The following is a 12,053-nucleotide window of genomic DNA, read 5'->3' as shown; positions in this document are numbered from 1 at the left end:
CGATGCGAAACCTGCACACCCTTCGGCCGACCCGTCGAACCCGACGTGAACACCGTGTACGCCAAACCGTCCAAGTCCACCGACGGCAGCGACCCCCGGGCCTCCGGATGCTCCACATCCACCCGCACGACCGCGACATCGAAGCGGTCGACGTAGGCGCCGGACGTCACCGCGACCCTCACACCGGCATCCGCCAACATCCCGGCCACCCGCTCCCCCGGCAACACCGGATCCAACGGCACATAACCGGCCCCCGCCCGCCACACCCCCAACAACGCCACCACCAGATCAACCGAACGATCCAGCAACACCGCCACCGACGAACCCACACCAACCCCGGCACCACGCAAAGCCTGCGCCAGACGATTCGCCCGCTGATCCAGTTCACCGAACGTCAAGGACCCGCCGCCCGCCTCCACCGCCACCACACCCGGCGACTCCACCGCACGCACAGCAACCAACTCCGGCACCGACACCCCCGGCACCACAACCCCCGTGTCATTCCACGACGAGAGCACCAACTCCCGCTCACCGTCGGGGAGGACAGGCCGCCCGGCGTCGCCGTCGGGGTCCGAGGCCATGGCTTCGAGGACCGAGCGGTACATGGAGGCGAGCCGGTCGACGCCCTTGCGGCCGATGACGTGCCGGTTGGCGGTGATCACCATGAAACCGGCGCGGGTCGAGACGCCGAGGGGGAACTCGGTGGGGCTGTCGTCGATGGTCGCGGCGTAGTCGATGAGGTCCTGGTCGACCTGGCGGAAGTTCTGGTAGCTGAAGCGGACGTCGACGAGGCGTTCCGCGGCGCCGAACTCGCGCTGCATGGCGCCGAGCGGGTACCGGCGATGCGGCCAGACCTCGATCTCCTGGTCGAAGACCCGGCGGACCAGGTCCCGCCATGTGCGGGCACCGCGCCGGAAGGCGAACGGCAGGGGGTTGAGGTAGACGCCGTGGACGCGTTCGGCGCCGACGGCCTCCGGGCGGGCGTTGGTGACCAGCCCGGTACGGAAGGACTCCTCCGGGGTGAGGCGGCTCATCACCGTGAGGTGGGCGGCGTGCAGGACACTCTTGATCGGGACCTGGGCCTCGCTCGCGAGAGCGCGGAGTCCGGCTTCGAGGTCGTGGTAGGGGACCCAGGCGCGGTGCAGTCCGCGCGGTGTGGTCGTCGGGTCGTCGCCCCATCCGGCGGGCGGTACGAACTTGGGATGGTCCTCGACGACGCCCTGCCAGTAGTCGCGGTCCTCGGCGGAGTCCAGCGACTTGAGTTCGGCCGCGACGAAGTCCGCGTACCGGACGGCGGCGGGCTCGGGCTCCTGCGGCGGCCGGCCGTCGCGCAGCGCGCGGTAGGTGGCGACCAGTTCCATGAGGAGGGAGTGGTGGCTCCAGCCTTCCAGGACGGCGTGGCACTCGGTGAGCGTGAGCCACCAGCTGCCGTCGTCCCGGGTGTGCGCGGTGAAGCGGATCAGCGGGGGCCGCGCGAGGTCGAAGAGGTCGGTGCGTTCCTCGGCCATGAAGGCGCGCAGGGACTCCTCGGCGGTGCGCGCGTCGAGGGCCGTCAGATCGCGGGTGCGGACCGGGGAGTCGACCCGCTCGGGGTCGTGGACGAGTTGCAGGGGCACCGAGTACCCGTCCAGGGCGAAGGAGGTGCGCAGGATCTCGTGGCGGCCGATGACGACGCGTACGGCCTGCTGGAGCGCGTCGGGGACGAAGGGCGCCTCGTCGAGAATCCTGAAGCAGGTCGAGTTGTGGTAGTGGTTGCGGCCGTCGTCGGCGAGCATCTCCACGACCATGCCGAGCTGCACCTGGGCGAGCGGATAGGCGTCGACGACGCCTTCCGGGAGGCGTGCGCGGTCCTCGTCCGCGAGGAGGGCGAACGGGGCGACGCCGGGTTCGGGGCGGGCCGGTGCGGGACGCCCGGTGAGGAACTCGACGAGTTCGGCCGGGGTGCGGTGGGCGAAGACGTCCCGGACCGTGACGTCGTGGCCGGTGTCGCGGAGCGCGGCGACGAGGGCCACGGCGCGCAGTGAATCGCCGCCCAGGTCGAAGAAGCCGTCGGTCACGCCGACCCGGTCGACGCCGAGGACGTCGCGCCACACCTCGGTCATCCGCTCCTCGTCGGCGGTGCGCGGGGCGACCTGGTTCGTCCCGACGGCCAGGGCTCCGCGGTCGGGAGCGGGCAGTGCGGCTTGGTCGAGCTTGCCGTTGACGGTGAGGGGGATCTTTCCGAGCGCGAGGAACGCGGTGGGGATCATGTAGGCGGGCAGGGTCTGTGCGAGCAGGGCGCGCAGCTCGCTGGGGGCGGCGACCGCCTCGCCGGCGGGTACCACGTAGGCGACGAGGCGTTTGTCGCCCGGGGTGTCCTCGCGAGCGACGACGACGGCGTCGCGGACCAGCGGATGTGCGGTCAACGCGGCCTTGATCTCGCCGAGTTCGATGCGGTGGCCGCGGATCTTGACCTGGTGGTCGATGCGGCCGAGGTAGTCGAGGCCGCCGTCGGGGCGGCGGCGTGCGAGGTCGCCACTGCGGTAGAGGCGGGAGCCGGGCGGACCGTACGGGTCGGGTACGAACCGCTCGGCGGTGAGTGCGGGACGGCCCAGGTACATGCGGGCGACGCCGTGTCCGGCGACGTGGATCTCTCCGGGGACGCCGATGGGTACGAGTTCGCCGTGCGGGCCGAGCAGTTGTACCTGGAGGTCGCGCAGTGGAGCGCCGACGTCGTTGCCGTGGTCGGCGGCGAGGTCGGCTTCGGTGACCCGGTGGTACGTGGTGTGCACGGTCGTCTCGGTGATGCCGTACATGTTGATCAGGGCCGTGCGGTCGAGGCCACGGCGGGCGACCCAGGGGCGCAGGGCCGGCATGTCGAGGCGCTCGCCGCCGAACGTGACCACGCGCAGGGCGAGTTCGTCGATCAGCGGGTGCCCGTCGCCGGCGAGGGCGACCAGGCTCCGGAAGCCGGACGGCGTCTGGTTCAGTACGGTGACGTGTTCGTCGGCGAGGAGTCGGAGGAAGTCCTCCGGTGAGCGGGCCAGGTCCTGCGGTACGACGACCAGGCGGCCTCCGTACAGGAGGGCGCCCCACATCTCCCAGACGGACATGTCGAAGGCGTACGAGTGGAACAGCGGCCAGACGTCCCGCTCGTCGAAGGCGTAGTGCTCCTCGGTGACGGTGAACAGGCGCAGCACGTTGGCGTGGGTGAGACCGACGCCCTTGGGACGGCCGGTGGAACCCGAGGTGTAGATGGTGTAGATCAGGTCGTCGGGGCGCGCTCCGCCGGCCGGGGCGGTGCCGGGTGCGGCGGCGAGGGCCGCGGTGTCCCGTTCGCCGTCCAGGTTCACCAGGACGCCGTCGTGGGCGCCGGTGAGGTGCGCGGCGTGGGCGTCGGAGGTGACGACGATCCGCGCTCCGGCGTCCTGGAGGGTGTAGGCGATGCGGTCCGCGGGGTGTTCGGGGTCCAGCGGGAGGTAGGCGGCACCTGACTTGAGGACGGCGAGGAGGGTGGGCATCAGGTCGATGCCGCGGTCCAGGCTGACGCCGACCAACTGACCTGGCTTCGCGCCCAGTTCGCGTAGGTGGTGGGCGAGCTTGTTGGCGCGGGTGTCGAGTTCGGCGTAGCTGAGCCACTGGCCGCCGCAGCCGACGGCCGGGGCGTCCGGGGTGGCGGCGGCCCGCTCCTCGAAGACCTCGTGGACGCAGCGGTCGGGCGCCGGCGGGAGGTTCGGGGCGGGTGCGAGGACCGCCAGGTCCGTGTCGTCGAGCAGGTCGAGCAGCGACAGTGCGCGGTCCGGTTCGGCGACCGCGGATTCCAGCAGGCGGGCATAGTGCCGGGCGAGGCGTTCGGCGGTGGTCCGGTCGTACAGTGCGGTGCTGTACTCCAGGGTGCCGTGCACGGAGCCGTCGGCCCGCTCGCCGAGCTGGAGGGTGAGGTCGAAGCGGGAGACACGGGAGGTGGCGCGCAGCGGTTCGGCGGTGATGCCGGGCAGCCGGAAGCCTTCGGTGCGCTCCTGGTGCAGGGTGAAGGCGACCTGGCACAACGGGGTGCGGGACATGTCGCGTTCCGGCTGGAGTTCGTCGACCAGCCGGGCGTAGGGATACTCCTGGTGGTCGAAGGCGTCCAGGACGGTGTCCCGGGTGCCGTCCAGCAGGGTGCGGAACGACGGGTCGCCCTGCCAGCGTCCGCGCAGGACGAGGGTGTTGATGGCGTAGCCGACGAGCTGTTCCAGTTCGGGGCGTCCGCGTCCGGACACGACGGTGCCGACGGGGATGTCGGTGCGTCCGGTGTAGCGGGCGAGCAGCGCCTGGTAGCCGGTGAGCAGGGTGGTGAAGAGGGTCGCGCCGTGCGCGGAGCCGAGGGCGCGGAGCCGTTCGGTGAGCGCGGTGGGCAGGGTGACGGGCACGGCGTCGCCCGCCCAGCTGCGGGTGGCGGGCCGGGGCCGGTCGGTGGGCACTTCGAGCGGGGTGATGCCGGCGAGCTGCTCACGCCAGTGGGCGAGTTGCCCGTCGAGCGTGCCGTCGGCGAGGCGGGAGCGCTGCCAGGCGGCGTAGTCGGCGTACTGGATGGTGAGGGGGGCGAGCGGGTCGGGCCTCCCCTGCGCGAACGCCGTGTAGAGCGCGGCGAGTTCACTGAGCATCAGGCCGACCGACCACTCGTCGCAGGCCACGTGGTGCAGGACCACGGCGAGGATGTGGTCGTCGGCCGCGACCCGGATGAGCCGTGCGCGCAGCGGGTGGCCCCGCTCCAGGTCGAAGGGGCGGCCGGGTTCGGCCTCGGCGAGCTGTCGTGCCCGCCGTTCCCGTTCGGCCGGATCGCCCGACCCCGTCAGGTCGTCGAGCGGGAGGTCGAACGGGCCCGGCGGGTCGACGACCTGGACCGGCTCCGCTCCGTCGAGGCGGTAGCGGGTGCGCAGGATCTCGTGCCGGGACTGCAGGCTCTCGAAGCCCCGGCGCACTGCCTCCGCGTCGAGGGGGCCGCGCATGCGCAGGACGACGGGGACGCTGTACTCCCAGCTGTCCGGGTCGAGCCGGCTGAGGAACCACATCTGCTGCTGGCCGTGGGAGAGGGCCAGCGGGCCGTCCCGGTCCGCCCGCCGCAGTGCGGCGCGCCGCCCACGGCGGGCGCCGGCGAGCCGGGCGCGCACCAGTTCCTCGCGCTGGTCTCCGGCTTCCTGGCCCGTACGAACTCCGCCCGTGCTCATGCTGAGCGCTCCTCCCCCACCCTGTGCTTCTCGGTTTCCGGCCGTACTGCTGTGTGTGTCCGTGGGCCCGTCAGGCGGTCGCCTGCTCCATGCGGCGGCGCAGGCTCGCCGGGCGCAGGTCCGTCCAGACCTCCTCGATGCGGTCCAGGCACTCCTGGCGCGTCCCCTCGGTGCCTTCCGCGTGCCAGCCCGCGGGCAGGTCCCGGTCCGCGGCCCAGATCGAGTACTGCTCCTCGTCGTTGAGCACCACCCGGTAGACGCGGTCGTCGGTCTGCTCGTCAGCCATCTCGGCTCTCCCTTTTGGAGGTCTGTTCGGACATCGGATCGGGATACGTGTCCGGATCCGCCGTCAGCTTCCGGCGGGGGCCTATACCGGGCCTCTACGCGAACTGTCGTACGGGTGGCGTTCGTTGCGGGCCCGTGAGCGGGCACGACGAAGCGCGCGACCCGGTCCCCACGGGGGGAGGGACCAGGCCGCGCGCGGTCTTTCGGGAGGGCGCCGGCGCTGCTCGCCGTACTCGCGAGCCGGGCCGGTCACTGCTCGCGGGCGTCCACGAGCCGGACCGGCACCGACTCGCGGGTACGCCCACGTCGTATGTTCAGCGGCGCGCGGGCATCCACGCGCCGTGCCGGCATCTACTCGCGGGCGCCGACGAGTTGGACGATCCGGGAGCGGAGTGCCGCCGTGACGGGCAGCACCGTGCCGACGACCGCGAGCAGCGCGGAGACGGCGGCGATGCCGACGACCACGAGCCAGGGCGCCTCGATCGGGGTCGTGCCGAACAGCTGGAGCAGCGCCGCCCACAGGGCCGCGATGTTCACCGCCGAGGCGAGCAGGGCGAGGACGACTCCGATGGCGGCCACGAGCAGCGACTCGGCGACGAAGAACCGCAGGACCTGTTTGGGTGTGGCGCCGGCCAGGCGGAGCACGGCCAGGTCGCGGCGCCGGTCCGCGGTCGCCATGAGCAGGGTGTTGAGGATCGCGATGAAGCAGAACAGCACGACGATCACGGCGGTGGAGCGTTGCCGCACCTCGATGAGATGGCGGGCGTAGGCGCTCTCCGAGGCGACGAGCTCGTCGCGGGTGAGGAACCGGGCTCCGCTGCCTCGCACCGCTCTGTCGATGGCTGCCGTGGCGGCGGCCCGGTCGGTGCCGGGTTCCAGGGTGATGTAGGCGCGGCGCGCCAGTCCGTCGCGCGCGTAGGCGGCGGACGGGGCGAAGCGTTCGGGGAGGTAGGCGACGTCCTCGCCGCGCATCGCCTTGTAGACGGCGGCGACCTTCAGCGTGGCTTCCTCACCGTCGCCGAGCAGGATCTTCTGCGTCGTCCCGGCGTCCCAGCCCCACAGGTCGGGGGCGGCGACACTGTTGTCGTCGAGTCTGTCCAGGGACCCCTGGGTGATGGTGAGGTCCATGGTGCTCTTGAGCGCGGAGGTGTCGACGACCATGCCGTCGTTCTCGTCGTAGCGGTCCTCGTCGCGGGTGTAGACCGTGGTGAGCAGGGGCGCCGCGATCTGTACGCCGTCGATCCGTTTCACCCGGTCGACGACCTCGGGGCTGATGCCCGGTGTGCCGTCGGGGGCGAGGGCATACGGGGAGGCGACCTGGTTGCGCAGTCCGTGGTCACGGGCCGCGCCGAGCGAGTCGGTGGCGGCCAGCAGTGACAGGGCGAGGCCCACGGTGAGCAGGATGGGTGCGGCGGTGGCCGCGGTGCGGCGGCGTGAGGTGAGCACGCTCTCGCGCACGAGCATCGCGGTGGGCCCGGCGGAATTGCGGAACGGCCACATCAGCAGCCGTGCCAGCGGACCGATCGCCAGGGGCGCGATGACGGCCGCGGCGAGGACGGGAACGAGGAGCTCGGTCACATAGGTGTTGGGCGACAGGATCGTGGCCGGTTTGCCGACCGCGATCCATGCGGCCAGTCCCACCCCGGCGCCGACGCCGATCGCCCCGAGCAGCAGCCGTCCCGGGGTCATCCCCGAGTCGTCGACCGCGGCCTCCCGCAGTGCCTCGACGGGCCGTACCCGTCCGGCGCGGTGCGCGGCGGCGGCCGCTCCGCAGAGCGCCACCAGGACGCCGACCAGGAACGCGCCGGCCAGCGGGGCGGTCACCGTCCAGTGCAGCGAGGGCCGCACCCGGAACCAGGGCGGCGAGATGTCGAGGTCGATGAGCATGTCGGTGAGCAGTTGCGCCCCGTACAGGCCGAGGACTGTGCCGAGAGCGGAGGCCAGCGTGCCCACGAGCAGGGCTTCGCCGCGCACCATGCGGCGGACCTGTTTGGGGGTGGCGCCGACGGTGCGCAGCAGGGCGACCTCGCGGCGCCGCTGGATGACGGCGAAGGCGAAGGTCGAGGCCACGACGAAGACGGAGGTGGTGCCCGCGACGGAGGCCATCACCGGGACCAGGGTGATGGTGTTGTCGAGGGTCTCGCGGTCCTCCGCCTTGCTGGCGTCCGCCTCGTGACGGTCCTTGCCGGTGAGGACCTCGGCGTCCTTGCCGACGGCGGCACGCACCTGGTCGATCGGGCCGAGGGCCACCAGCGCCTGGATGCGCGGGGAGATGCGGGCGGCCTCGGCGTCGCCGAAGAAGACGGCGTTCTCCCAGTCGACCGGCGCGACGGTGCCGGACACCGTGTACGCGGACACCCCGGTGGCCGTCATGACCGTCACCTTGTCGCCGGTGCGTGCCTGGTCGGACGGCACGACGATCTGTCCGTCGCCGGACGGCTGCCGGCCGCTGGTCAGTTCGTAGCCGCCGAAGCGCGCGACCGCCCAGGGGTGGCCCACCTGGTTCTTCGGGCCGCCGCGGAGCTGCGCGTAGAACGCCCGGTCCACGACGGTCTCCCCGGTGGCCGCGACGCGGTCGAGGAGGTCCCGCGAGACGCCTTCCGCCTCGGGCAGCGAGCGCACGCCGAGGTCGTGATGGGCGGGGTCCCAGTCGGGGTCGGTGGGCAGGACGACGGCGTCGGCGCGGGCGAACCGCTCGGCCGGCCGGTCGGGCAGGTCGAGCATCGTCATCAGCAGGACGCCCATCGCGGCGACCTGGGCGACGCCCAGGACCAGTGCGACGACGGTGCCGAGGAAGGACACCCAGCGCGCCCGCAGGGTCTGGAAGGCGATGCCGAGCACTACGACACCGCCAGATCGGTCATGCGGGCGGCGACCGCCTCGGCCGTCGGGGAGGTCAGTTCGCCGACCAGTGTGCCGTCGGCGAGGAACACCACACGGTCCGCGTACGCGGCCACGTTCGGGTCGTGGGTGACCATCACGATGGTGGTCGGCTCGTCGAGCTCGGGGTCGTCGGCGCCCTTGCCGCCCGTGACCGGACTGCCCACCAACTTGCGCAGCACTTCCAGCAGTTCACGCCCGGTCGTGATGTCCAGCGCTCCGGTGGGTTCGTCGGCGAACAGCACGGCGGGGCGGGTGACCAGGGCCCGGGCCACCGCCACCCGCTGCTGCTGGCCGCCGGAGAGCTGACCGGGCCGCTTTCCCGCCTGGTCCTCCAGGCCCACCTGGGCGAGTGCCCGCAGCACGGTCTGCCTGCCCGGTTTGCGGCCGGCGAGCCGCAGCGGCAGCCCGACGTTCTGCGCGGCCGTGAGCGAGGGCAGCAGGTTGAACGCCTGGAACACGAAACCGGTGGACTCCCGCCGGAACTCGGTCAGCCGGGTCTCGTTCAGGCCGCCGATGTCCGTGCCGTCGATGAACACCCGGCCGGAGGTGGGCCGGTCGAGTCCGGCGGCACACTGCAGCAGCGTGGACTTGCCGGAGCCGGAGGGGCCCATGACGGCCGTGAAGCTCCCGCGCGGGAAGGACAGCCCGACCTCGCGCAACGCGCTGACCGCGCCGCTGCCCGAGCCGTACGTCTTGGTGAGCGACTCCAGCCGCACTGCGTCATCCATCGATTCTCCGTAGCGTCATGGTGGTGGGGGGACCGGCCGTCAGCTCCCGCTGATGCCCGGACGCCTCTTCCTGGGCGCTCCGGTCTTCGAGCTCCGCCCCTGGGCGGGTGAACACGACGGTCGCCACCACGGCGAGCAGGGCCATCACTCCGGATGCGATGGCCAGAGTCCCGCGCGTCCCGAAGCCTTCGAGGAGATAGCCGGTGCCGAGCGCGCCGATCGAACTCGCCCCGGAGACAAGGAGCATGACGACGCTGCCGACCCTCCCCTGCATGGCGTCGGGTGTGATGCGCACCTGATGGGACATGCCGGAGACCGTAACAGCGGCTCCTATATGCGACGTTATGAAGAAGAGAATCCCAAGTGTCACAGGATGCAGCAGAAATACGGTTCCCGGCATGATCACGGCCCAGGCGACATGCGCGTAGATCATCACGCGCCGCATCGGCAGCCGCCGGCTCAGCCGGCCGCCGCTGAACGCCCCGAGCAGTCCCCCGATGCTCCCGGCCGCCATGATCAGACCGACCGTGCTCGCCGGTCTGCCCTGCTCCCTGACCAGCACGGCCACGGTGAGGATGAGCCCCTGGAAGACGAGGTTGCTGCCCGCGATCACGAGCAACGCCGAGCGGAAATAGGCGCGTCGCCACACCCAGCGCAGCCCGCTGGAGATCTCCTCGCGCAGTCCTCGCGCGCTCTTGCCCGGCCCGGAACGCTGCGCGGGGATGCGCAGCCGGGTGAGCGTCAGCAGCGACATCAGGTACAGGCCCGTGCTGGACAGGAACGGCACCCAGGCCGAGAGCCCGAACATCACACCGCTCGCCGGATGCCCGACGAAATTGACGGCCCGGGAGCGCGCCTCGTTCTGCGCCATCGCGGTGGACACCTGCTGGGGCGGCACGACACCGCGTACGGCGGCCCGTTCGGACAGCTGGTAGAAGACGGTGAGGCTGCCCTGGACGAAGGCGACGGCGGCGATGTGCCAGACGCGCACCTCGTCACCGGCGAGCGAGACCGCGACCGACCCGATGGCCAGTGCCCGTCCCGCCACGCACACGAGCATCACCCGCCGCCGGTCCCAGCGGTCCACCAGCACACCGGCGGGCAACTGCATCACCAGCATCGGCAGCAGCGCCGCGAAGCCGACCAGGCCGGCCGCGCTCTTCGACCCGGTGTGCCACAGCACCAGCAGGGTGAAGGCCATGGTGGAGGAGCGCTCCGCCATGACCGACAGCGCGGAACCGCCCCACAGCAACCGGAAGCGCCCGTTGCTGCGCAGCGGCGGCAGCTTGTCCACGCCGCCGCCGTCCCGCGCCACGACGTCCTCGCTCATCGACGACCCGCCCAGCACCACTCCAGGACCGCCATGGCGCTGTGCAGCTTGTGCGTGGCCTGCGTGAAGGCGATGCTCGCCGGCCCGTCCAGCACCTCGGCGGTGACCTCCTCGCCGCGGTGGGCCGGCAGGTCGTGCAGGAAGACCGCCTTCGGGCTGGTCTCCCACAGGGCTCCGGTGACCTGGAACGGTGCGAAGACCTCACGCCAGTCCTCGGTCGGCTTGGTGGTCCCGGTGGTCTGCCAGCGCGTGGTGTAGACGGCGTCGAGATCGACGGGCAGCGCGGCCATGTCGTGCCGCTCGACCACCCTGGCCCCGCTGCGCACCGCCTGCTCCGCGGCCTCGGCGAGGATCTCCGGCGCGACGCCGTAGCCGGGCGGTGTACGCAGTTCCAGCTCGGTCCCGGGGAAGCGGGTGAGAGCCAGCGCCAGCGCCGCGACACTGTTGTTGCCCTCGCCGACGTACAGCAGCCGCAGTCCATCGATCCGTCCGAAGTGCCGTTGCAGGGTGGTCAGATCGGTGAGCCCCTGGGTCGGATGCTCCTCCGCGCTCATCGCGTTGACCACCGACATGGTGCCGGCGTCCGCCCAGGTGCGCAGTTCGGCGGTGGCGTCGGCCGTGCGGGCCACCAGCAGGTCCAGCATCCCGGCGAACACCCGCCCGGTGTCCTCGCTGGTCTCTCCGGTGTTGGTCTGCAGGTCGCCGGGCCCGAACGTCACGGTCTGCGCCCCGAGCCGGAGCGCGCCCGCCGTGAAGGCGGTACGGGTCCGGGTCGACGTACGGCGGAAGTAGACACCGACGACGGCGCCGTCCATGGTCCGCGCCCGTGCGCCGGAGGCGAATGCGACACCGCGGGCCACGATGCCGCGCAGTTCGTCGTCGGTCAGGTCGGTGAGGGAGATGAGATGTCGCGCGGATCCCATGGCTTGGGGTCCCTTCTGGTCGGCTGATGACGAGGCCGCCGGGCCCCCACGGGGTGACCGGCGGCGCTCCTCGGGTCGGGTGTGCGGCACGCGTCGGGTCGGCCCGCGGCGGTCAGCGGGAGTCGGTCAGGAGCGCGTCGATCTCGGCGCGCACCCGGTCCTCGATCTCCACGGCGAGCTGTGCCACGGTGGGGCGCTCGAACGCGACCCGCACCGGCAGGTCCAGGTCGTACTCGGCCTGGAGCCGCGAGATGAGCCGTACGGCGAGGATCGAATGGCCGCCGAGGTCGAAGAAGTTGTCCTCGACACCGACCTTGTCCAGGCCGAGGACCTGACCCCAGATGGCCGAGATGCCCTCCTCGATCTCGCTGCGCGGGGCGACGTAGGTGTCGGTGGTGACGGCCTCCGGGTCCGGCAGGGATCGCCGGTCCAGCTTGCCGTTCGCCGTCAACGGGATCGCGTCGATCTCGACGAACACGGAGGGGATCATGTACTCCGGCAACACGGATCCGAGGGCGCCGGCGAGTTCGTCGACGCTGCCGACGACGTAGGCGATCAGGCGTCGGTCGTCGGTCACGACCACGGCCGCGTCCGCGACGTCCGCGTGAGCCGTCAACGCCGCCCGGATCTCACCCAGTTCGATCCGGTAACCACGCACCTTCACCTGATCGTCGATCCGGCCCAGGAACTCCACCGCACCGTCCGACCGCCACCG

The 12,053-nt window shown here is 71.8% G+C and carries 7 protein-coding genes; all 7 read right to left on the bottom strand.

All coding sequences use genetic code 11. The features are described from left to right. On the bottom strand, positions 1-5,189 hold a 5,189-nt coding region (locus ACZ4IF_RS44470), incomplete at its 3' end, for an amino acid adenylation domain-containing protein (protein ID WP_467574980.1). A gap of 70 nt (positions 5,190-5,259) precedes the next feature. After that, a complete protein-coding gene (locus tag ACZ4IF_RS44465; protein WP_028805844.1) occupies positions 5,260-5,475 on the bottom strand; it encodes an MbtH family protein in 216 nt (71 codons plus the stop codon). A 350-nt stretch (positions 5,476-5,825) separates the two neighbouring features. Next, positions 5,826-8,315, bottom strand: coding sequence for an FtsX-like permease family protein (locus tag ACZ4IF_RS44460; RefSeq protein WP_467574977.1), 2,490 nt, complete (start codon positions 8,313-8,315; stop codon positions 5,826-5,828). Then, the gene (locus ACZ4IF_RS44455) at positions 8,315-9,085 is read right to left on the bottom strand and encodes an ABC transporter ATP-binding protein (protein ID WP_467574974.1); all 771 of its coding nucleotides are present in this window, start codon (positions 9,083-9,085) and stop codon (positions 8,315-8,317) included. The genes ACZ4IF_RS44460 and ACZ4IF_RS44455 overlap by 1 nt, the downstream gene beginning before the upstream one ends. Then, a complete protein-coding gene (locus ACZ4IF_RS44450; protein WP_467574972.1) occupies positions 9,078-10,415 on the bottom strand; it encodes an MFS transporter in 1,338 nt (445 codons plus the stop codon). Before ACZ4IF_RS44450 ends, ACZ4IF_RS44455 begins: the two co-directional genes overlap by 8 nt. Next, a complete protein-coding gene (locus tag ACZ4IF_RS44445) occupies positions 10,412-11,338 on the bottom strand; it encodes an ornithine carbamoyltransferase (RefSeq protein WP_467574969.1) in 927 nt (308 codons plus the stop codon). The genes ACZ4IF_RS44450 and ACZ4IF_RS44445 overlap by 4 nt, the downstream gene beginning before the upstream one ends. 112 nt (positions 11,339-11,450) lie before the next feature. Continuing rightward, on the bottom strand, positions 11,451-12,053 hold a 603-nt coding region (locus tag ACZ4IF_RS44440; RefSeq protein WP_467574966.1), incomplete at its 5' end, for a phosphopantetheine-binding protein.

The sequence above is a fragment of the Streptomyces sp. NPDC025784 genome (genome assembly GCF_055558435.1).
This window is presented reverse-complemented; position numbering and strand designations above follow the sequence as displayed.